1 protein-coding gene is annotated in these 258 nt (G+C 41.5%); it reads right to left on the bottom strand.

What is annotated here, in order from left to right; all coding sequences use genetic code 11:
- Positions 1–258 (bottom strand): helix-turn-helix domain-containing protein (locus HMPREF2867_RS11045; protein WP_141751012.1); only part of this gene is annotated, 258 nt, incomplete at both ends.

Genomic DNA, 258 nt, shown 5'->3' with positions numbered 1-258 from the left:
AGTTTCGTATAGTAGTTTGGCAGCGATTATCAAGTATAGTTATGAGTTCGTTTGTCTCATAGTTCTGTGCCACAAAAGCCAATTCCCCTTTCTTGAAGCCAAACTCATCCCAGGACATAATAGCTGGGAGTTTGTCATAATGTTCCTTGAAAGTAAACTGGTCGAGTTTACGATAGACAGTGGACGTTGACACGCGAAGTCTTCTGGCAATATCCGTTAATGACACCTTCTCAGTTAGGAGTTGTGTAACCTTTTGTC

The sequence above is a fragment of the Streptococcus sp. HMSC064H09 genome (assembly GCF_001812625.1).
GTDB lineage: Bacteria > Bacillota > Bacilli > Lactobacillales > Streptococcaceae > Streptococcus.
Note: the sequence above shows the minus strand (reverse complement) of the source record. Positions and strands in the feature narration are given on the sequence as shown.